This is a genomic window from Rhodococcus rhodochrous (genome assembly GCF_014854695.1).
Lineage (GTDB): Bacteria > Actinomycetota > Actinomycetes > Mycobacteriales > Mycobacteriaceae > Rhodococcus.
Genome location: NZ_CP027557.1, coordinates 3,930,316 through 3,954,881, shown reverse-complemented (window position 1 = coordinate 3,954,881; position 24,566 = coordinate 3,930,316). Strand labels below are relative to the sequence as shown.

Annotated in this window: 1 protein-coding gene (running past one end of the window); it reads left to right on the top strand. The window is 69.5% G+C overall.

The genetic code is table 11. The annotated features are described in order from the left end of the window. Positions 1 to 24,566 carry the 3' portion of a non-ribosomal peptide synthase/polyketide synthase gene (locus tag C6Y44_RS18235; protein ID WP_159417801.1) on the top strand. 5,017 nt of this gene lie to the left of the window's left edge, so the window shows 24,566 of its 29,583 coding nt (coding positions 5,018-29,583); its start codon lies beyond the left edge, outside the window; it ends in the stop codon at positions 24,564 to 24,566.

The following is a 24,566-nucleotide window of genomic DNA, read 5'->3' as shown; positions in this document are numbered from 1 at the left end:
AGGCTCGCGGCTTCCGTGCACCCACGACCCCGGTCGAGGAGGTCGTCGCCGGCGTGTTCGCCGACGTCCTCGGTGTCGACCGTGTCGGGCTCGACGACGACTTCTTCGCTCTCGGTGGCAACTCGCTCATCGCGACGCAGGTCGTCGCGCGCCTCGGTTCCGAACTGGGAACCGTTGTGCCCGTTCGTGTCCTGTTCGAGGCGCCCGGCGTGGCCGCCCTCGCCGCCCGCGTCGAGCAGAGCGAGGCCCAGGGTCGCACGCCGCTCGTCGCACAGGAACGTCCCGAGCGGGTCCCGCTGTCGCTCGCGCAGCAGCGGATGTGGTTCCTCAACCGCTTCGAACCGGAATCGGCCGTCAACAACATCCCCGGCGCGATCCGGTTGACCGGCGCCCTGGACGTCGAGGCGCTGCGCTCCGCGGTGGTCGACGTGCTCGGCCGGCACGAGTCGTTGCGGACGATCTACCCGGACGTCGACGGTGTGGGCTACCAGCAGGTGCTGCCGGTGTCCGAGGTCGAACCCGACCTCACGCCGGTCGACGTCACCGAGACGCAGCTGGTGCAGAGCATCACCGATCTCGTCTCGTCCGGCTTCGATGTCTCCACCCAGGCACCCTTCCGGGCGCAGCTGTTCGCGGTGTCGGCGACCGAACACGTGCTCGCGCTCGTCGTGCACCACATCGCCGCCGACGGCTTCTCGATGGGCCCGCTCACCCGCGACATCGTCTCCGCCTACGCGGCCCGCGCCGCCGGCGGAGAACCGGGCTGGGAACCGCTGCCGGTCCAGTACGCCGACTTCGCGATCTGGCAGCGGGAGGTGCTCGGCTCGGAGGACGATCCGGAGTCGGTCATCTCCTCGCAGGTCGGTTTCTGGCGGGACACGCTCGAGGGTCTGCCCGAGCAGCTCGACCTGCCGGCCGACCGCCCGCGCCCCGCCGTCGCCACCAACCGGGGTGCCCTGCACGAGTTCACCATCGACGAGACGCTGCACGACCGCATCGTCACGCTCGCCCGCGAACACAACGCGACCCCGTTCATGGTGGTGCACGCCGCGCTCGCGGTGTTGCTGGCGCGTCTGTCGGGCACCGACGACATCGCGATCGGCACTCCGGTGGCCGGTCGTGGCGACGCGGCGCTCGACGATCTGGTGGGCATGTTCGTCAACACCCTCGTGCTGCGCACCCGGGTGGAGGGCGGCGAGTCGTTCGAGCAGGTGCTCGGCCGGGTGCGCGGCGCCGACCTCGAGGCGTTCGGCCACGCCGACCTGCCGTTCGAACGACTCGTGGAGGTGCTCAACCCCGAGCGCTCCACCGCACGTCACCCGCTGTTCCAGGTGATGCTGTCGTTCCAGAACCTCGAGACCGGCACGCTCGAACTTCCGCGGCTGACTGTCGAAGCCGTCGACCTCGACATCGCGACCGCCAAGTTCGACCTCCAGTTCGTCGTCACCGAGACGCCGACCGCGACCGGTGCGGCCGAGTACTCGGTGGGCCTGACCTACGCCACCGATCTGTTCGACACCCGCACCGTCGAGCGTGTCGCCGAGCGCTTCGTCCGTCTCCTCGATGCGGTCACCGGCGATCTCTCCGTCGCGATCGGTGATGTCGACCTGCTCGACGACGCCGAACGCGTGCAGGTCCTCGAGCAGTGGAACGACACCGACCGCGCGCTCGACGACACCTCGACCCTCGTCGATCTGTTCGCCGAGCAGGTCCGGCGGTCGCCGGATGCGCCGGCGGTGGAGTTCGAGGGCGAGTCGCTGACCTATGGCGAGTTCTCCGAACGCGTGAACCGTCTTGCGCGGCACCTGATCTCGCTCGGCGTCGGCCCCGACGCGCGGGTGGGTCTGGCGATGCGCCGCTCGCTGGATCTGCTCGTGGGTATGTACGCGGTCGTCACGGCCGGTGGTGCCTACGTGCCGATCGATCCGGATCAGCCCGACGATCGCAACGGGTACATCCTCGACACGGCCGCGCCCGTGGTGGTGCTGAGCACCGAGCGCGACGGATTCCGCGTACCGGGGGAGAGGTCCGTCCCGAGCCTGCTCGTCGACACCCTCGACCTGTCCGCGACGGCGTCCGAGCCGGTCACCGACGTCGAGCGGACGTCTCCGCTGCGGGCGTCGAACACCGCCTACGTCATCTTCACGTCCGGGTCCACCGGGCGCCCGAAGGGTGTGGCGGTGCCGCACGGCGCGATCGTCAACCGCCTGCGCTGGATGCAGCACGAATACCCGCTCACCGGCGCCGACGTGGTGCTGCAGAAGACCCCCTTCACCTTCGACGTGTCGGTGTGGGAGTTCTTCTGGCCCTTGCAGATCGGTGCCCGACTGGTGGTCGCCGTGCCCGACGGTCACCGCGACCCGCGGTACCTGGCCTCGGTGATCGAGCGGCGCGGCGTGACCGTCGTGCACTTCGTGCCGTCGATGCTCGCGGTGTTCGTCGCCGAGGCATCGGCCGACGACCTCACCTCGCTCCGTCACGTCTTCGCCTCCGGTGAGGCACTGCCGCCCGCACTGGCCGCACGCACGCGGGCACTGCTGTCCGACGCCGGCCTGCACAACCTCTACGGCCCCACCGAGGCAGCCGTGGACGTGACCTACCACGAGGCCACCGACGCCGACACGGTCTCCGTGCCGATCGGCGCCCCCGTGTGGAACACCCGCGTCTACGTCCTCGACGAGCGTCTCGCGCCCGTGCCCGTGGGGGTCGCGGGAGAGCTCTATCTCGCGGGAGCTCAGCTCGCCCGCGGGTACATGCAGCGCCCCGACCTCACGGCCGAACGCTTCGTCGCCTCGCCGTTCTGCGACGGTGAGCGGCTGTACCGCACCGGCGACCTCGTGCGCTGGACGGAGGGCGCCGGCGAGCTCGACTACATCGGCCGCACCGACTTCCAGGTCAAGCTCCGCGGTCTGCGCATCGAACTCGGCGAGATCGAGACCGCGCTGCTCGTCCTCGACGAGGTCGACCAGGCCGTCGTGCTCGTCCGTCAGGACCAGCTCGTCGCCTACGTCGTCCCGCAGGCCGGTGCGACCTTCGATCAGGTGGCGGCCGGTGCGGCACTGTCCGCGCAGTTGCCGGCCTATATGGTGCCCGCCACCTACGTGCTCCTCGACGCCATGCCGCTCGGTGCGTCCGGCAAGCTCGACCGCAAGGCACTGCCCGACCCGGTCTTCGAGGTCAAGGAGTTCCGCGCTCCCACCACCTCCACCGAGCAGGTCGTGGCGTCGATCTACTCCGAGGTCCTCGGTGTCGACCGCGTCGGCCTCGACGACGACTTCTTCGCGCTGGGCGGCAACTCGCTCATCGCCACCCAGGTGGTCTCCCGCATCGGTGCCGCGCTGAACGCCACCGTTCCGCTGCGCTTGCTGTTCGAGGCCTCCACCGTGGAAGAGCTTGCAGCACGCCTCGAACGCGGGGTCTCCGGCGGTCCGCGCCGGCCCCTCGTCGCCACCGAACGACCTGATCGGGTTCCGCTGTCGCTCGCGCAGCAGCGCTACTGGTTCCTCAACCAGTTCGACACGGCGTCCTCCGCGGTCGACAACATCCCGATCGCCGTGCGGCTCGTCGGCACCCTCGATGTCGAGGCGCTCCGCGCGGCAGCACGCGACGTCATCGCGCGACACGAATCGCTCCGCACCATCTACCCGGACTCGCCGGAGGGCCCGCACCAGGTGGTGCTCCCGCTCGACGGTGCGCTGCCCGAACTCGTCGTGCGCGAGGTCGCGGAGGCCGAACTCGAACCCGAGATCGTCGCCTTCATGTCGACGACCTTCGACGTGACCTCCGAGGTGCCAGTCGCGGTGCGCATCTTCCGCGTCAGCGACGACGAGCACATCCTCGCGCTGGTCGTGCACCATGTGTCGGCCGACGGTGCGTCGGTCGGCCCGCTCACCCGCGACCTGATGACGGCCTATGCAGCGCGCTCCCACGGGGACGCCCCGGCATGGGAACCGCTGCCCGTGCAGTACGCCGACTACGCGCTGTGGCAGCGCGAGGTGCTCGGCAGCGAGGACGATCCGGAATCGCTGGCCGCCAAGCAGGTCGAGTACTGGAAGCAGGCCCTCGCCGGCCTGCCCGACCAACTCGACCTCCCGTCCGACCGCCCGCGTCCGCCGAGTCAGAGCTTCCGCGGCGAATCGTTGCAGTTCACGATCTCACCTGAACTGCACCGCGGCCTGCAGGAACTCGCGCGATCGAAGAACGCGACGCTGTTCATGGTCGTCAACGCGGCCTTCGCGACCTTGCTGGCACGGCTCTCGGGCACCCGCGACATCGCGATCGGCACCCCGATCGCCGGTCGTGGCGAGCGCGAGCTCGACGACCTGATCGGCATGTTCGTCAACACGCTGGTCTTCCGCAGCGACGTCGACCCGGCACAGTCCTTCGAACGACTCCTCGAAGGCACCCGCGAGACCGATCTCGGTGCCTTCGCGAACGCCGACGTGCCGTTCGAACGCCTGGTGGAAGTGCTGAACCCCGTGCGCTCGACCGCCCGCAACCCGCTCTTCCAGGTGGGTCTGTCGTTCCAGAACCTGGCGCGTACCCAGCTCGAACTGCCCGGTCTGACGGTGAGCTCCACCGATTTCGAGTTGCAGCTTGCGAAGACCGACCTGCAGCTCACGGTGTTCGACCACTACGACGACGACGGTGCACCTGACGTCATCGACGCCACCTTCACGTACGCGACCGATCTGTTCGACGAGTCGACGGTCGAGGGCTTCGCGCAGCGTTTCGTGCGGGTCGTCGAGGCGATCGTCGCCGACCCGACCACGACCGTCGGCGACATCGACATGCTCGACGGATCCGAACGGGTCGAGATCCTCGAGTCGTGGAACGCCACAGACCGTGCGGTCGAGCAGGCGTCGACGCTCGTGGATCTGTTCGGCGAGCAGGTCTTGCGGGTGCCGGATGCGACGGCGTTGGTGTTCGAGGGTGAGTCGCTGACCTATGCGGAGTTCGATGCGCGTGTGAATCGTCTTGCGCGCAGGTTGATCTCGGAGGGTGTGGGTCCGGAGTCGACGGTGGCGTTGGCGATGCGTCGCTCGGTCGAGTTGCTGGTCGGTATGTATGCGGTGGTCAAGGCCGGTGGCGTGTATGTGCCGGTGGATCCGGATCAGCCGGACGATCGCAATGCGTACATTCTCGACACGGCTGCTCCGGTGGTGATCCTGTCCACCGAACGCGACGAGTTCACGGCACCGGGGGAGAAGTCTGTCCCCATCCTGCTGCTCGACAGCCTGGATCTGTCCGAGCTGTCCGCGGCGCCGGTGACCGATACCGAGCGGATTGCGCCGTTGCGTGCGTCGAACACGGCGTATGTGATCTTCACGTCGGGTTCGACGGGCCGGCCGAAGGGTGTGGCGGTGCCGCATGCGGCGATCGTCAACCAGTTGCTGTGGAAGCGTGAGCATTTCGGTCTCGGTGTCGATGATGCGGTGTTGTTGAAGACGGTGGCGACGTTCGACCTGTCGGTGTGGGAGTTCTGGTCGGCTCTCGTGTCCGGTGGGCGTGTGGTCGTCGCGTCGGCGGACGGTCATCGTGATCCGGCCTATCTGAACCGGTTGCTGACCGAGCAGGCGGTGACGACGCTGCACGTGGTGCCGTCGATGCTCGAAGCGTTGATGGTCGATGCGGGCGGCACCCTCACGCCGTCCCTGCGACAGGTGTTGGCGATCGGTGAGGCCCTCCCGCCGGCGACCGCGAAGCGGTTCGTCGAGCACAACGCCGCCCGGTTGGTGAACCTGTACGGCCCGACCGAGGCTGCGGTGTCGGTCACCGCCGGTGATGTCACCGATACCTCGGGTGCGTCGGTGCCGATCGGTGTGCCCGAGTGGAACACCCGTATCTACGTGCTCGACGAGCGGTTGCATCCGGTTCCGGCCGGTGTTGCCGGTGAGCTCTACCTCGCGGGCACACAGTTGGCGCGTGGTTATTTCGGGCGCCCGGATCTGAGCGCGGAGCGGTTCGTCGCCTCGCCGTTCGGTGACGGGGAGCGTCTGTATCGCACGGGTGATCTGGTGCGGTGGACCCGTGACGGTCAGTTGGATTACCTGTCGCGCACGGATTTCCAGGTGAAGGTGCGTGGTTTCCGTATCGAGCTCGGTGAGGTCGAATCGGCTCTGCGGGCGATGGATGTGCTGCGTGATGTCGCGGTGATCGCCCGTGAGGACGAGCGGGTCGGCACCCAGTTGGTCGCCTACGTCGTGCCAGCCGAGGACAACACCCTCGACGTGGCGACGGTCAGGAGCGACCTGGCGACGCAGGTGCCGTCGTACATGGTGCCGTCGGCGTTCGTGACGCTCGATGCGCTGCCGCTGAACGTCAACGGCAAGCTCGACCGCAGGGCGCTGCCCGAGCCGGTCTTCGAGACCCGCGAGTTCCGGACCCCCGTCACGCCGGCCGAGCAGGCCGTCGCCGCGGTCTTCGCCGAGGTGCTCGGCGTCGAACGGGTCGGCCTCGACGACGACTTCTTCGAACTCGGCGGCAACTCGCTGCTCGCCACCCAGGTGGCCTCCCGCCTCGGAGCCGCGCTCGGTGCGAAGGTTCCGGTGCGCGCCCTCTTCGAGAACACCACCGTCGCATCGCTCGCCGGTGCGGTCGAGTCGCAGCGCGGCGACGACCGCCGGCCTCTCGAAGCCGTCGAGCGGCCCGCACGGATCCCGCTGTCGCTCGCGCAGCAGCGCATGTGGTTCCTCAACCGCTTCGACACCGAATCGTCGGCCTACAACGTGCCGATCGCGATCCGGCTCACCGGCGATCTCGACGTCGAGGCGCTGCAGGCCGCCGTCGGCGACGTCGTGGCTCGTCACGAATCGCTGCGCACCTTCTACCCGGAGACCGAGGACGGTCCCGTCCAGGTCATCGTTCCCGCCGCGCAGGCGGTTCCCGACCTCACCCCCGTGGACGTGCCGGAGGCGGACATCGTCGCCGCCGTCCAGGAACTCGCGGCGACGATCTTCGACGTCACCACCGCCGTGCCGCTGAACGCGCGACTGTTCCGGGTCCGCGAATCCGACTACGTCCTCGCCTTCGTGGTCCACCACATCTCCGCCGACGGTTCGTCGATGGGTCCGCTCACACGCGACCTCATGACGGCCTACGTCGCGCGGTCGCAGGGCGACGCCCCGGCGTGGGAGCCGTTGTCGGTGCAGTACGCCGATTTCGCCATCTGGCAGCGCGAGGTGCTCGGCGACGAGGACGATCCCGAATCGCTGGCCGCCAAGCAGGTCGAGTACTGGAAGCAGGCCCTCGCCGGCCTGCCCGACCAGCTCGATCTCCCGAGCGACCGGCCTCGTCCCGCGGTCCAGTCGTTCCGGGGCGGCCGCGTCGACTTCACGGTCGAGGCCGAACTCCACCGGCGCCTCGCCGACCTCGGCCGGCGCACGAACACCACGATGTTCATGGTGCTGCACACCGCACTCGCGGTGTTCCTCGCACGCATGTCCTCGAGCGACGACATCGCGATCGGCACGCCGATGGCCGGTCGTGGCGAGCGCGAGCTCGACGACCTGATCGGCATGTTCGTCAACACGCTGGTGTTCCGGACCCACGTCGATTCGGACGCGTCGTTCACCGAACTGCTGGGACGGACCCGTGAGGCCGACCTCGGCGCGTTCGCGAACGCCGACGTGCCGTTCGAGCGGCTCGTCGAGGTGCTCAACCCCGCACGGTCCACGGCACGGCACCCGCTGTTCCAGGTGGGTCTGTCGTTCCAGAACCTCGCGCAGGCCGCACTCGAACTCCCCGGTCTCACCATCTCCGGTCTCGACACCGACATGGAGATCTCGCAGTTCGACCTGCACCTGATCGTCACCGACCGCTACAGCGACGACGGCACGCCCACGGGCATCACCGGCTACTTCACCTACGCGACCGATCTGTTCGACGAATCGACGGTCGCGGAGTTCGCCGCCCGGTTCATCCGCGTGCTCGACGCCGTGGTCGACGACCCGGCCCTGCCGGTCGGCGATCTGCCCCTCCTCGACACCGTGGAAACCACGCGAGTGCTCGAGGCGTGGAACGACACCGTGCAGCCCACCGCCTCGGCGACCCTGGTGGATCTGTTCGACGAGCAGGTCTTGCGGGTGCCGGATGCGACGGCGTTGGTGTTCGAGGGTGAGTCGCTGACCTATGCCGAGTTCGGTACGCGTGTCAATCGTCTTGCGCGCAGGTTGATTTCGGAGGGTGTGGGTCCGGAGTCGACGGTGGCGTTGGCGATGCGTCGCTCGGTCGAGTTGCTGGTCGGTATGTATGCGGTGGTCAAGGCCGGTGGCGTGTACGTTCCGGTGGATCCGGATCAGCCGGACGAGCGCAACGCCTACATCCTCGACACCGCTGCTCCCGTGGTGATCCTGTCGACCGAACACGACGAATTCACGGCGCCGGGGGAGAAGTCTGTCTCCACCCTGTTCCTCGACAGCCTGGATCTGTCCGAGCTGTCCGCGGCGCCGGTGACCGATACCGAGCGCATCGCGCCGCTGCGTGCGTCGAACACGGCGTACGTGATCTTCACGTCGGGTTCGACGGGCCGGCCGAAGGGTGTGGCGGTGCCGCATGCGGCGATCGTCAACCAGTTGCTGTGGAAGCGTGAGCATTTCGAGCTCGGTACCGATGATGCGGTGTTGTTGAAGACGGTGGCGACCTTCGACCTGTCGGTGTGGGAGTTCTGGTCGGCTCTGGTGTCCGGTGGGCGTGTGGTCATCGCGTCGGCCGACGGTCATCGCGATCCGGCCTATCTGAACCGGTTGCTGACGGAGCAGTCGGTCACGACGCTGCACGTGGTGCCGTCGATGCTCGAAGCATTGATGGTCGACGCCGACGGAGTGCTGGCCCCCTCGCTGCGCCACATCCTCGCCATCGGCGAAGCGCTGCCGCCGGCGACCGCCCAGCGGTTCCTGACCCACAACCGGGCGCGGCTCGTGAACCTGTACGGCCCGACCGAGGCCGCGGTGTCCGTCACCGCCGGTGATGTCACCGATACCTCGGGGGCGTCGGTGCCGATCGGTGTGCCCGAGTGGAACACCCGTGTCTACGTGCTCGACGAGCGTTTGCATCCGGTGCCGGCCGGTGTCGCCGGTGAGCTCTACCTCGCGGGCACACAGTTGGCGCGCGGTTACTTCGGGCGCCCGGATCTGAGCGCGGAGCGGTTCGTCGCCTCGCCGTTCGGTGACGGAGCACGCTTGTACCGCACGGGTGACCTGGTGCGGTGGACCCGCGAGGGGCAGTTGGATTACCTGTCGCGCACCGACTTCCAGGTGAAGGTGCGTGGTTTCCGCATCGAGCTCGGCGAGATCGAATCTGCCCTGCGTGCGATGGATGTGCTGCGTGACGTCGCGGTCATCGCCCGGGAGGACGAGCGGGTCGGCACCCAATTGGTCGCCTACGTCGTGCCCGCGGACGGTGCGCAGGCGGACATCGAGTCGATCAGGTCCGCGCTCGGCACCCGGGTGCCGTCGTACATGGTGCCCTCGGCGTTCGTGATGCTCGACGCGCTGCCGCTGAACGTCAACGGCAAGCTCGACCGCAGGGCCCTGCCCGAACCGGTCTTCGAGACCCGCGAATTCCGCGCTCCGAGCACCCCGGTCGAGGAGATCGTCGCCGGCGTGTTCGCCGACGTCCTCGGCCTCACCCGAGTGGGTGTGGACGACGACTTCTTCGAACTCGGCGGCAACTCGCTGCTCGCCACCCAGGTCGTCTCGCGGATCGGCGCGGCACTCGACACCCGCGTCCCCGTGCGCGTGCTGTTCGAGGCCCCCAGTGTCGCGGCGCTCGCCGTCGCGGCCGAGCAGCACACCGGTGCGGCGGCACGTCCGCCGCTGGTGCCGCAGCCGCGGCCCGAGCGTGTGCCGCTGTCGCTCGCGCAACAGCGCATGTGGTTCCTCAACCGCTTCGACACCGAGTCGTCGGTCAACAACATCCCGGTCGCGGTCCGCCTGACCGGGGCACTCGACCTCGGTGCGCTGCAGGTAGCGGTCCAGGATCTGCTCGCCCGGCACGAGGTGCTCCGCACCATCTATCCCGAGATCGACGGGCAGCCCTACCAGCTGATCCTCCCGGTCGCGGAGGCCGCACCCGACATCGACGTCGAATCGGCCACCGAGGACGACCTGCTGCAGAAGGTGACGGCGGTCGTCTCCCGCGGGTTCGACGTCACCACCGAGATCCCGCTGCGCGCACGACTGTTCGAGCTCTCCGAGCGCGAACACGTGCTGGTCTTCGTCGTCCACCACATCAGCGCCGACGGCTGGTCCATCTCGCCGCTGACCCGCGACGTCATGACGGCCTACATGTCCCGCGCCGAGGGCGAGGCTCCCGGCTGGGCACCGCTGCCCGTGCAGTACGCCGACTTCGCGATCTGGCAGCGCGACGTGCTCGGCGACGAGGACGATGCCGCGAGTCTGCTCGCGGCGCAGGCCGACTTCTGGAAGCACACCCTCGCCGGACTCCCGGACGAGCTGAACCTGCCGATGGACCGGCCGCGTCCCGCGGTGCAGTCCTTCGCCGGCGGCAAGGTCGACTTCCTCCTCGACGCCGACACGCACCGCGGTCTCGCGGCGCTCGCGCGGCGGACCGGCACGACGATGTTCATGGTCGTGCACACCGCGCTCGCGGTGTTCCTCGCGCGGATGGCCGACACCGACGACGTCGCGATCGGCACCCCCATCGCGGGTCGCGGTGAGGCCGAGGTCGACGACCTGATCGGCATGTTCGTCAACACGCTCGTGCTGCGCAGCCGGGTGGACACGGGTGAGGGCTTCTCCGACCTGCTCGCACGGGTGCGCGAGGCCGACCTCGAGGCGTTCGCCCATGCCGACATTCCGTTCGAGCGGCTCGTGGAGATCCTCAACCCCGAGCGGTCGACGGCACGCCACCCGCTGTTCCAGGTGGTCCTGTCGTTCGAGAACCTGCCCGAGACCGCCCTGGAACTGCCCGAGCTCACCGTCTCCGGCGTCCCGTTCGAGGTCGACACCGCGAAGTTCGACCTGGGCCTGACCCTGCGCGAACACATCGACGGATCCGGCGCGCCCGCCGGCCTGTCCGCCGAGTTCTCGTATGCCAGTGCGCTCTTCGACGAGAGCACGGTCCAGCGTTTCGCCGAACGGTTCACGCGACTGGTCGGCGGCATCCTCACGGACGACCGCGCACCGGTCGGCGACCTGCCGCTGCTCGCCGACGACGAGTTCGCGCAGCTCACGGCGATGCGCGGACACGACGTCATCACCGAACCGAGCACCCTCGCCGAGTTCCTCACGCGCGGCGTCGCGATGGATCCCGACGCCGTCGCGGTGCGGTACGAAGGACGGTCGATCACCTACCGCGAACTCGACGAGACCTCGTCGAAGCTCGCGCGGGTGCTGATCGATCGCGGCATCGGCCCGGAGAACTTCGTGGCCGTGTCGTTCCCGCGCTCGTACGACATGACGGTCACCGTCATGGCCGTGGCCAAGTCCGGTGCGGCGCACGTCCCCGTCGACCCGACCTATCCGGCCGACCGCGTGCGCTACATGCTCGACGACTCCGGGGCCACCCTGGGCATCACGTCGTCCGAGTTCGTCGGCGGACTGCCCGACGACGCGGAATGGCTGCTGCTCGACGACCCGGCGTTCGCCGCGGACGTCGAATCCCGCTCCGCCGCACCGATCACCGACGCCGACCGGGTACGCCCGATCCGGGCCCACCACCCCGCCTACCTGATCTACACCTCGGGGTCGACCGGCAAGCCCAAGGGCGTCGTCGTCACGCACACGGGTCTGGCGGGCCTGAAGGACATGGTCACCGATCTGTACGGGGTGACCTCCGAATCGCGGTTCCTGCAGATCTGCTCGCCGAGCTTCGACCCGTCGGTGCTCGAGTGGATGGCGGCCTTCGCATTCGGCGCGACGCTCGTGATCGTGCCCGCCAGGATCATCGGCGGTCCGGATCTCGCCGAGCTGCTGAAGACCGAGCGCGTGACGCACACGATCATCACGCCGGCGGTGCTCGGCACGATGGACTCCACGGGCATCGACAGCTTCGAAGTGCTCTCCGTCGGTGGCGACGTGACGACGCCGGAACTGCTGGCCGAATGGTCGCAGCGCACCACCTACGTCAACGCGTACGGCCCGACCGAGGCGACCATCGTGTCGACCTTCGGCGAGATGGAACCCGGACGTCCGATCACCATCGGCGAACCCATCGTGGGCATGACGGCCCTCGTGCTCGACTCGCGTCTGCGTCCCGTGGCCGCCGGTATGGCGGGTGAGCTCTACGTGGCCGGCCGGGCACTCGCCCGCGGATACCACCGCCGCAACGCGCTGACCGCCGAGCGGTTCGTCCCCAACCCCTACGGCGAACCCGGCGACCGCATGTACCGCACCGGCGACGTCGTCCGGTGGCGGCCCGTCGAGGACCGGCTCGAGATCGAGTTCGTCGGCCGCAGCGACTTCCAGGTCAAGGTGCGCGGTTTCCGCATCGAACTCGGGGAGATCGACGCCGTCCTCAGTGCACACGAGTCGGTGAACTGGGCGACGACGGTGGGGCGGTCCACCCCATCCGGCGCGACCGTCCTCGTGTCCTACGTGCTGCCCGTCCGCGGCCGCACGATCGACACCGCACAGGTGACGGAGTTCGTGGCGCGCTCGCTGCCGCCGCACATGGTGCCGTCGGCGATCGTGGTGCTCGACGAGGTGCCGCTGACGCCGGTGGGCAAGCTCGATCGTGATGCTCTGCCGGAGCCGGTGATCGAGGAGCGCGAGTACCGGGCTGCGGAGAGCGAGGTCGAGCAGATCATTGCGGAGGTGTTCGCGGAGGTTCTGCATCTGGACAAGGTGAGTGTCGACGAGTCGTTCTTCGCGCTCGGTGGCGACAGCATCGTGTCGATCCAGTTGGTGTCGCGGGCGAAGGCGCGGGGCGTGGTCTTCACGCCGCGCGACGTCTTCGAGCGTCGTTCGGTGGCGGGCCTCGCCGAGGTCGCCACCCGCGCCGACGAGACGCAGGCGAAGCGACTCGAGGAACTCCCCGGCGGCGGTGTCGGCGACGTGCCGCTCACCCCGATCATGCGCGAGGTCCTCGGCTGGCCCGGCGGCTTCGACCGCTTCTCGCAGACCGTCGCCGTAACCCTCCCGGCCGACATCGACCGGGACGTGCTGACCCGCACCATCGGTGCGGTCGTCGACCACCACGACGCGCTGCGCTCGATCCTCGAACGCGATGCCGACGGAGAGGTGACCCTGCGGGTCCGCTCCGCGAGCACCGTGGACCCGGACGCCCTGCTGTCGCGGGTCGAGGTCGCGGCCGACGTCGACGACGCCGAGCTCACCGAGATCGCCTCCCGCGAACTCGATTCGGCGCTCGGAGCACTCGACCCGTTCGCCGGTTCGGTGCTGCGATTCGTGTGGTTCGACTTCGGCTCGGCCGAACGTCGCGGCGTGCTCCTCGTCGTCGCCCACCACCTGGTGATGGACGGCGTGTCGTGGCGCATCCTGCTGCCGGATCTCGGTCTGGCCTGGGGGCAGATCGTCTCCGGTGAGCAGCCGCGGCTCGAGGCCGTCGGGACGTCGTTGCGCCGCTGGGCCCACGGCCTCGTGGATGCCGCGGCACAGCGCCGGTCGGAACTGCCGCTGTGGGAACGGATCCTCGAGGGACCGGACCCGCTGCTCGGCGAGCGTCCCTTCGACCCCGCCGTCGACGTCACCTCCACCGTCGAACGCATCGAGATGAATCTCGACGCCGCGCAGACCGATGCACTGCTCACCACGGTGCCGGCCCTGTTCCGCGGCGGTGTCGCCGACGGTCTGGTGGCCGCGCTCGGACTGGCACTCGTGAGCTGGCGCCGCGACTGCGGCATCGAATCCTCCTCCGCCCTCGTGAAGTTCGAGGGTCACGGCCGTGAGGAATCCGTGGTGCCGGGCGCCGACCTGTCCCGGACGGTCGGCTGGTTCACCAGCGCCTACCCGGTGCGGGTCGACCTCGCCAGTGTGGACGTCGACGACGCCTTCGCCGGTGGAGCCGCGATGGGTGCGGCGGTCAAGGCCGTCAAGGAACAGCTGCTGGCCATTCCGGACAAGGGCATGGGCTTCGGTCTGCTGCGCTACCTCGATCCGGAATCGTCGGCACGACTCGCCGCCGTCGCACGCTCACCGCAGATCAGCTTCAACTACCTCGGTCGCGTGTCCTCCGCGGACGTGCCGGAGGAACTCGCCGAGATCGGCTGGGCCCCGACCGACGCGCTGGGACGCGTCGACGCCGCTCTCGACGCCGACATGCCCGCGAGCGCGGCGATCGACATCAACGCGATCGTCAACGACGGCGCGGACGGCCCGCAGCTCGGCGCGAACATCGCCTTCCCGGCGGGTCTGCTCGACCGCGAGGACGTCGACGAGTTCGTGCAGCATTGGCGGGCCGCCCTCGCGGCGCTCGTCACCCACGCCGCCGACCCCGCCGCCGGTGGGCTCACACCCTCCGACGTGCCGCTCGTGTCGGTCACGCAGGCCGATCTCGACCGCTGGCACGTGCGCTACCCGTCGCTGGCGGACGTGTGGCCGCTGTCGCCGCTGCAGTCCGGTCTGCTCTTCCACGCGTTGATGACCGGCGAGGACGACGTCGACGTCTACACGATGCAGGCCGTCCTCGATCTCGAGGGAGAGGTGGATCCCGAGCGGCTCCACCGCGCCGCGCAGGCACTGCTCGACCGGCACGCCAACCTGCGGACGGTCTTCGTGACCGACGCCGACGGCGACTCGGTGCAGCTCGTCCTCGACGACGTGCAGGTGCCGTGGCGCACCGTCGACCTGTCCGCCGAGGTCGCCGCGGACGGCGTCACCGCCACGGTGCCGTTCTGGAAGGACGAGGAGGCACGCCGCTTCGTCATGGACACCGGACCGCTCATGCGGTTCGTCCTCGTGCACCTCGGCGACGGCCGCTACCAGCTCGGCGTGACCACCCACCACGTGCTGGTCGACGGCTGGTCGATGCCACTGCTCATGCAGGACCTCATGGCCCTGTACGCGACGAGGGGAGAGGTGTCCCTGCTGCCGCGGGTGCGCTCGTACCGCTCCTTCCTCGAATGGGTCACCGCCCGCGACCGCGAATCCTCGCGTGAGGCGTGGGCGCAGACCTTCGCAGGCTTCGAGGAGCCGACGCTGCTCGCTCCGCAGACCCCGCGCCATCCCGGACTCCAGGGCGACGACCGGGTCAAGGTCGAACTCGACGCCGAGCGACTGGCCGCCGTCAGCGGCGCCGCCGCGCGCCTCGGCGTCACGGTGAACACGCTCGTGCAGGCCGCCTGGGGCGTGCTGCTCGGCCGCCTCACCGGTGCCGAGGACGTCGTCTTCGGCGCCACGGTCTCGGGTCGCCCCGCCGACCTGCCCGGTGTGGAGTCGATGGTCGGCCTGTTCATCAACACGCTGCCCGTGCGGGTCGCCTTCGATCCGGACGAGCCCGTCTCGGCGTTCCTCGAACGCCTGCAGGGCGAGCAGGCCGCACTGCTAGGCCACCACCATCTCGGACTCACCGAGATCCAGCGGGCGACGAGTCCGTCGGTCGCCTTCGACACGCTCACGGTGTTCGAGTCGTACCCGCTCGACGAGGAGGCCCTCGCCGAGCAGTCCGCCTCCATCGACGGCATGGCCGTCACGGGTGTAGGCACCCACGACGCGACCCACTACCCGCTGAGCCTGTTCGTGCACCTGCGGTCCGCGCTCGAGGTCGAATTGCGTTACCAGCGAGCACTGTTCGACCGCGACCAGGTCGAGACGCTCGTCGAGCGTTTCGTCCGCGCACTCGAGGCGATGGCGCAGCAACCGGAGATGCCGGTCGGCGACATCGCGCTGCTCGGTTCCGAGGAACTCGACCGGATCCTCCACGCGTGGAACGACTCCGATCACGACCTCGACGGGACCGCGCTGCTGACCACGCGTTTCGACGCGCAGGTGGCACGCACCCCGGATGCGGTCGCCCTCTCCTACGAGGGCGAGGAACTGACCTACGCCGAGTTCGACGCGCGGGTCAACCGTCTCGCCCGGCACCTGATCGGCCGCGGCGTGGGACCGGAGTCGCTGGTCGGCCTCGCCGTCCGCCGCTCGACGGAACTGCTCGTGGGCATGTACGCGATCGTGCGGGCCGGCGGCGCCTGGGTGCCGATCGACCCGGATCATCCGGCCGACCGCATCCGCCACATCCTCGACACCGCGGACCCGGTGTGCATCGTGACCACGGCGCGCGACGAGTTCGAGATCCCGTCGGGCATCGCCGTCGACGCGGTGGAGATCGACCGTCTCGACCTCGCGGACGTGCCGGCGACACCGATCCGCGACGAGGACCGGCTCTCGCCGCTGCGTCCCGACAACACCGCCTACGCGATCTTCACCTCCGGTTCCACCGGACGGCCGAAGGGCGTGGCCGTGACGCACCGCGCGATCGTCAACCAGACGGAGTGGATGCTGCACGAATTCGAGATGACCTCGGAGGACGTGTACTTCCAGAAGACCGCGACGACCTTCGACGTGTCGCTGTGGGGCTTCTTCATGCCGCTGAGCATGGGCGCGAAACTCGTGATCGCCACCCCCGACGGTCACCGCGACCCGGCCTACCTGTCGGAGGTCATCGCCCGCGAGAAGGTGACCATCACCGACTTCGTGCCGTCGATGCTCACCGTCTTCGCCGCGCACGCCGACGCCGCCTCGTGCAGCACGCTGCGCGACATCTTCGTCATCGGTGAGGCCCTGCCGCCCGAGACGGTCGACGGTGTGCGCCGGATCAGCTCCGCGGACATCGACAACCTCTACGGACCGACCGAGGCCGCGGTCTCGGCCACCTACTGGCAGGCGCCCGCCGAGGGACCGGTCGACGTCGTGCCGATCGGTGTGCCCGAGTGGAACGTCCGCGCATACGTGCTCGACGGTCGTCTGCGGCCGGTGCCGGTGGGTGTCCCGGGTGAGCTCTACCTCGCGGGTGTCCAGCTCGCGCGCGGCTACGTCCGGCGACCCGATCTCACCTCCGACCGGTTCGTCGCCACCCCGTTCGGTGCACCGGGCGACCGGATGTACCGCACCGGCGACCTGGTGACGTGGAACGGCGACGGCGAGCTCGAGTACATCGGCCGCACCGACTTCCAGGTGAAGTTCCGCGGTCAGCGCATCGAGCTCGGCGAGATCGAGACCGCCCTGCTGGCACACGAATCGGTCAATCAGGCCGCGGTCGTCGTGACCCAGACCCAGACCGGTGACCAGCTCGCCGGCTACGTCGTGCCGGTGCCGGGCCACGAGATCGACAGCGGTGCGCTGATCGAGTTCGTCTCCGGCTCCCTGCCGTCGTACATGGTGCCCGCCGCCGTGGTGGTGCTCGACGAGTTCCCGCTCAACACCTCGGGCAAGCTCGACCGCAAGGCGCTGCCCGCGCCGACCTTCGAGGTGCGCGAGTTCCGCGCACCGCGCACGCCGGTCGAGGAGATCGTGGCAGGCACCTTCGCCGACGTGCTCGGCGTCGACCGCGTGGGTCTCGACGACGACTTCTTCGCGCTCGGCGGCAACTCGCTGATCGCCACGCAGCTCGTCGCCCGTCTCGGATCTGCGCTCGACGTCCGGGTCCCCGTGCGGGCCCTGTTCGAGGCCTCGACCGTCGAGGCGCTCGCCGCGCACGCCGAACGGCAGGCCGGTACGACCGGGCGTGCCCCGCTCGTGCCGCAGCCGCGCACCGACCGCATCCCGCTGTCGCTCGCGCAGCAGCGCATGTGGTTCCTCAACCGCTTCGACAACTCGTCGGCCGCCGACAACCTGCCGGTCGCCGTGCGGCTCACCGGTGCGCTCGACGTGGAGGCCCTGCAGGCGGCGGTCCGCGACATGCTCGACCGTCACGAGGTGCTGCGCACGATCTACCCCGAGGACGACGGGCGTCCCTACCAGCTCGTCCTGCCCACGGCAGATGCGGCACCGCAGGTCGTCGCCGAGGACGTCGACCCGGCGGACGTGCCGGATCGGATCCGCGAGATCGTCACCACCGGTTTCGACGTCACCGCGGAGTTGCCGCTGCGGGTGGCGCTGCTGCGGCTGAGCGAGACCGACCACGTGCTGGTCTTCGTCGTCCACCACATCAGTGCCGACGGCTGGTCGATGGCTCCGCTGACCCGGGACGTCATGACCGCCTATCTCTCCCGTGCACACGGGGAGGAACCGGGCTGGACGCCGCTGCCGGTGCAGTACGCCGACTTCGCGGTGTGGCAGCGCCAGGTGCTCGGCTCCGAGGACGATCCCGAGAGCGTGCTGTCCGCCCAGGCGGCGTACTGGCAGGACGCCCTCGCCGCACTTCCGGACGAGCTGAACCTGCCGATGGACCGTCCGCGCCCGCCGGTGCAGTCGTTCGCCGGCGGTACGGTCGGACTCACGATCGACGCGCAGACGCACCGCGCCGTCGCCGAACTCGCACGCCGGACCGGCACGACGATGTTCATGGTGATGCACACCGCGCTCGCGGTGTTCCTCGCCCGCATGGCGGACACCGACGACGTCGCGATCGGTACCCCGATCGCGGGCCGTGGTGAGCACGAACTCGACGACATGATCGGCATGTTCGTCAACACGCTCGTGCTGCGCAGCCGGGTGGACGGCGGGGAGAGCTTCACCGAGCTGCTCGCCCGGGTCCGGGAGACCGACCTCGAGGCGTTCGCCCACGCGGACATCCCGTTCGAGCGGCTCGTGGAGATCCTCGCGCCGGAGCGGTCGACCGCCCGCCACCCGCTGTTCCAGGTGGCGCTGTCGTTCGAGAACCTGCCGTCGGCCGGTCTCGAACTCCCGGGCCTGACGGTCTCGGGGGTTCCCTTCGACGTCGACACCGCGAAGTTCGACCTGTCCCTGACGCTGCGCGAGCAGTACGACGAGACGGGCGAGCCCGCCGGCATCGGAGCCGAGTTCTCCTACGCGACGGCCCTGTTCGATCGGCGGACCGTCGAAGAGTTCGCGCGCAGGTTCTCGATGCTGCTCACCGGTGCGTTGGACGATCCGCAGTCGCCCGTCGGCGACCTGGCGATCCTCGACGCGGACGAGTTCGACCGGCTCACCCACGTCCACGGCGACCGTGTCAGTGCCGGGGGAAGCCTCACCGACATCCTCACGACCGGTGTCGCGATGGACCCTGACGCCGTGGCGGTGCGCTACGAGGGTCGCTCGATCACCTACCGGGAGCTCGACGAGACCTCGTCGCGACTGGCACGCCTGCTCATCGAGCGTGGTGTCGGACCGGAGAACATCGTCGCGGTCGCGTACCCGCGGTCGTACGAGATGGTGCTGAGCGTGTGGGCGATCGCGAAGACCGGCGCCGCACACCTGCCGGTCGACCCGACCTATCCGGCCGACCGCGTGCGTTACATGCTGTCCGATTCCGGTGCGGCACTGGGCATCACAGGCGGCACGCACATCGACGGCCTGCCGGACGAGGCCGACTGGCTCGTGCTCGACTCGGCGGAGACCGCCGCCGCACTCGAGGCACGGTCGGCCGATCCGATCACCGACGCCGAGCGACTGCGCCCGATCCGGCTCGACCAGCCGGCCTACGTGATCTACACGTCGGGTTCGACCGGTCGACCGAAGGGTGTCGTCGTCACGCACACCGGACTCGGGGGAGTGGTCGACACCGCGGTGGATCTCTACCACCTGCGGACCGGCCACCGCTTCCTGCACATCTGCTCGCCGAGCTTCGACCCGTCGGTGCTCGAGTGGATGGCGGCGTTCTCCAGCGGCGCCACGCTGGTGATCGTGCCCGCCGGGATCATCGGGGGGCCGGATCTCGCCGAACTGCTGAAGACCGAACGCGTGACCCACACGATCATCACGCCCGCGGTGCTCGGCACGATGGATCCGACCGGCATCGACAGCCTCGAGGTGGTCTCCGTCGGCGGCGACGTCACCACGCCCGAACTGCTCGCGCGGTGGGCGCCGGGACGGAAGTACTTCAACGGCTACGGCCCGACCGAGACGACGATCATCTCGTCCTTCGGCAAGCTGCAGCCGGGACGGCCGATCACCATCGGCAATCCCACGCACGGGGTCTCCGCGCTCGTCCTCGACGCCCGGCTCCAGCCGGTGCCCGAGGGTGTCGCCGGTGAGCTGTACATGGCCGGTGGTGCGCTCGCACGCGGCTACCACGGTCGCAGCGGCCTGACCTCGGAGCGCTTCGTCGCCAACCCGTACAGCGCCGACGGCTCCCGCATGTACCGCACCGGCGACGTGGTGCGCTGGCGCTCGATCGACGGTGGCCCCGTCGAACTCGAGTTCGTCGGCCGCAGCGATTTCCAGGTCAAGGTGCGCGGTTTCCGCATCGAACTCGGCGAGATCGACGCGGCGCTGACCGAGCACGAGACGGTGGACTTCGCGGCGACCCTGGGTCGCACGACCGGCTCGGGCGCCACCGTGCTGGTGTCGTACGTGCTGCCCGTCCGCGGCCGCACGGTCGACACCGCGGAGCTGACGGAGTTCGTGGCGCGGTCGTTGCCGCCGCACATGGTGCCGTCGGCGATCGTGGTGCTCGACGAGGTGCCGCTGACCCCGGTGGGCAAGCTCGACCGTGATGCTCTGCCGGAGCCGGTGATCGAGGAGCGCGAGTACCGCGCTGCGGAGAGCGAGATCGAGCAGATCATCGCGGAGGTCTTCGCGGAGGTCCTGCATCTGGACAAGGTGAGTGTCGACGAGTCGTTCTTCGCGCTCGGTGGCGACAGCATCGTGTCGATCCAGTTGGTGTCGCGGGCGAAGGCGCGTGGTGTGGTGTTCACTCCGCGCGACGTCTTCGAGCGTCGGTCGGTGGCGGGCCTCGCCGAGGTCGCCACGCGGGCGGAGAGTTCCGGCCCCATCCGCCTGGCCGAGCTGCCCGGCGGCGGTGTCGGCGAGGTGCCCCTCACCCCGATCATGCGCGACGTGCTCGGCTGGCCCGGCGGCTTCGACCGGTTCTCGCAGCTCGTGTCCGTCACACTGCCGCAGGGCATCGACCGGGACGTGTTGACCCGCACCATCGGTGCGGTGATCGACCACCACGACGCGCTGCGCTCGATCCTCGAACGGGGTGCCGACGGCACGCACGTCCTGCGGGTGCGCGCGGCCGGCACGGTCGAACCCGGCGCGATCCTCGACCGTGTCGAACTGTCCCCGGACGTCGACGACGCCGGGCTGACGGAGATCGCCAACCGGGAGATCGATGCGGCCCTCGGCCGTCTCGATCCGTCGAGCGGTTCCGTGATCCGCTTTCTGTGGTTCGATTTCGGCGACACGCGCCCGGGCATCCTCACGGTCGTCGCCCACCACCTCGTGGTGGACGGCGTGTCGTGGCGCATCCTGCTGCCGGACCTCGGTCTGGCCTGGGGACAGATCGTCTCCGGTCAGGAACCGCAGCTCGAGGCGGTCGGGACGTCGCTGCGTCGCTGGGCCCACGGCCTCGTCGAGGCGGCTCCGTCGCGGCGGAGCGAACTGCCGCTGTGGGAACGGATCCTCGAGGGACCGGACCCGGACCTGGGTGCCCGCCCGTTCGATCCCGCCGTCGACACCATGGCGACGGTGCAGCGACTCGAGATCTCCGTCCCGGCAGCCGACACCGATGCGTTGCTGACGTCGGTGCCGTCCCTGTTCCGAGGCGGTGTCGCCGACGGTCTGGTGGCCGCGCTCGGACTGGCGATGGTGCGCTGGCGCCGCGACCGTGGCGTCGAGTCCTCGTCCGCCCTCGTGAAGTTCGAGGGTCACGGTCGTGAGGAGGCAGTGGTGCCGGGCGCCGACCTGTCCCGGACGGTCGGCTGGTTCACCAGCGCCTACCCGGTGCGGGTCGACCTCGCCGGAGTGGACGTCGACGACGCCTTCGCCGGCGGTGCCGCGATGGGTTCGGCGGTCAAGGCCGTCAAGGAGCAGCTGCTCGGGATCCCGGACAAGGGCATGGGCTTCGGTCTGCTGCGCTACCTCGATCCGGAATCGTCGGCGCGCCTTGCCGAGATCCACCGCTCGCCGCAGGTCAGCTTCAACTACCTCGGCCGGGTGTCCTCGGCGGACGTGCCGGAGGGGCTCGCCGAGATCGGCTGGGCGCCCACCGACGCGCTGGGCAAGCTCGACGTGACCCAGGACGCCGACATGCCGGCCAATGCGAGCGTGGACATCAACGCCGTCGTTTCCGACGGTGCGGACGGCCCGCAACTCGGCGCGAACATCGCGTTCCCGGCGGGTCTGCTCGACCGCGACGACGTCGACGAACTCGCGCAGCACTGGCTCGAGGCGTTGAGCGCCCTCGCGCGGCACGCCGCCTCGCCGGCCGCAGGTGGCCTGACCCCGTCCGATCTGCCGCTGGTCGACATCGACCAGAAGGAGATCGAGACGTGGGAGCAGCGCTACCCGTCGCTGGCGGACGTGTGGCCGCTGTCGCCGCTGCAGACCGGTCTGCTCTTCCACGCATCGATGACGATCGATGACCACGTCGACGTCTACACGATGCAGGCGGTCCTCGACCTCGAGGGTGCGGTGGATCCCGACCGCCTGCGGGACGCGGGACAGGCACTGCTCGACCGGTACCCGAACCTCCGCACGGCATTCGTCACCGACGACGAGGGGCAGTCGCTGCAGCTCGTGCTCGACGAGGTCGAACTGCCGTGGCGGACGGTCGATCTCACCGATCGCGCGGACGACGTCCGAGAGGCCGAACTCGCGGACGTGCTCGCCGACGAGCAGGCCCGGCGTTTCGATATGGAGACGGCACCGCTCATGCGGTTCCTGCTCGTGAGGTCCGGGGCGGATCGCTACCACCTGGCGGTGACGAGCCACCACATCCTCCTCGACGGCTGGTCGATGCCGCTGCTCATGCAGGACCTCATGGCCCTGTACGTGCTGCGCGGAGACCGCACGGTGCTGCCGCGCGTGCGTTCCTACCGGAATTTCCTCGCTTGGCTCGCCGAGCAGGACCACGCCGCCTCGCTCGACGCGTGGGCGCAGACCCTCCAGGGGCTCTCCGAGCCGACGGTGATCGCACCGGTCCAGCGCGACCCCGACAACGAGGCCATCTCGAAGGTCTCCGTCCTGGTCGACACCGATCACACCGCCCGGCTGACCGCGCTGGCCACCGAGCTCGGTGTCACGGTGAACACGCTCGTGCAGGCCGCCTGGGGTGTGCTGCTCGGCCGCATCACCGGCAACCCGGACATCGTGTTCGGCGCCACGGTCTCGGGCCGCCCCGCCGACCTGCCCGGCGTCGAGTCGATGGTCGGCCTGTTCATCAACACCCTGCCGGTGCGCGTGCGGGTCGATCCGCACGAGTCGGTGGCGCGCTTGCTGCAGCGTCTGCAGTCCGAACAGGCGGGTCTGCTCGACCACCACTACGTCGGGCTGTCCGAGATCGAGCAGCGGGTCGGGAGCCCGATCGGCTTCGACTCGTTGCTGGTGTTCGAGTCGTACCCGATCGACCGCGAGGCGCTGTCCGACGCGGCGGGGTCGATCGACGGTATGACGATCACCGGGGTCGGGGTGAAGGACGCCACGCACTACCCGATCACCCTCATGACGGTTGCCGACACTCGGATCGACCTGACCTTCAAGTACCTGGAGCGGTTCTTCACCGAGCCGGAGATCAGGAACATCTCGGAGCGGCTGGTGCGCGTGCTCGACGCGTTCGCCACCGATCCGGAGTCTGCGGTCGGCGACATCGACCTCGTCGACGCGGAGGAACTCGCCCGCATCGTCGCCGAGTCCGGACCGTCCACCGCGGCGGTGGACACCGGCGCGCGGACGCTGGCCACCGTCTTCGCCGAGGTGGTCGAGGAGGACCCGGCGGCGCCGGCGCTCTCGCTCCCCGCCGATCCGGAGGTCGGAGGTGAGGGAACGGAGATCGCCTACCGGGAACTCGACGCACGGTCCTCCCGCCTGGCCCGGCTGCTCATCGGCCGGGGACTCGGCACCGGAGACGTGGTCGCGATCGCGATCCCGCGCTCGGTGGAGTCCGTGGTCGCCCAGTGGGCGGTGGCCAAGACCGGTGCCGCGATCGCGCCGGTCGATCCCACCCGCTCCGACGGGCAGCTGCCCGCCGGAGCCGGTCTGGGACTGACGGTCGCCGGTACCGCCATGAACGGTGCGGACGGCTGGCTGGTCGTCGACGAACCCGGTGTGCGGGACGAGCTGGCGGCCCAGCCGGCGGATCCGGTGACCTATGCCGACCGGTTGCGTCCGGTCGGCTCGGCGGACCCGGCGCTCGTGCTGTCGTCGCGGACGTTCACGAACGCCGAGCTGGTCGAGCGGATCGGGACGCTGCGGGATCGGTACGAGCTGACCTACGAGTCGCGCAGCCTCGCGGTGGGCGGCGTCGACATCGAGGCGGTGGCGCTCGAACCGCTGGTCGTCTCGGCGACCGGTGCCGTCGTCGTGGTCGTGCCCGAGGGCGCGTCGTCGGGTACGGCACTGGACAGCGTGCTCTACAACGAGTGGGTCACCCACGTGCACCTGCCCGAGGCGTCGCTGAGCACGCTCGAACCCGGTTCGCTCGAGGACCTCGCGGTCGTCGTCGTGGTGGACGACGCACCCGACGGGTTGCTCGAGGAGTGGGGCGCGGCACACCGCCTGTACCGGCTCTCCGACCTGGACTGA